This is a genomic window from Aeromonas sobria (assembly GCF_050266975.1).
In the GTDB taxonomy this organism is placed as follows: domain Bacteria; phylum Pseudomonadota; class Gammaproteobacteria; order Enterobacterales; family Aeromonadaceae; genus Aeromonas; species Aeromonas sobria_B.
The window spans coordinates 1-253 of record NZ_JBKISU010000149.1 but is presented as its reverse complement, the minus strand read 5'-3'; the positions used below and the strand labels follow the sequence as shown (position 1 = coordinate 253).

General features: G+C 56.5%; 1 pseudogene. It reads left to right on the top strand.

From position 1 onward, the window contains the following. Window positions 1-128: 128 nt before the first annotated feature. Window positions 129-253: pseudogene (locus ACLHZ1_RS20870) on the top strand (IS30 family transposase); the annotation flags it as partial.

Sequence of the window (253 nt, the reverse complement as noted above, 5' to 3'; positions counted from 1 at the left end):
GATCGGCGAGGCCGATAGCCTGGAAAAACTCGAAGCCCTGCTACCCTGGAACGTCCCGCTGGAGCCCATTGCAAAAAAAGTGGCGCAATACAACGAAGGCAAGTAGGTCGATTTAGCGGCGCTTACCCATCACCTTTGACAACGGCGGCGAGTTTGCCGAACACAAGGCGATAGAGGAAGCGCTGGGTGCCGAGACTTACTTTGCGCACCCTTACTCTTCGTGGGAGCGCGGTCTGAACGAGAACAGCAATGG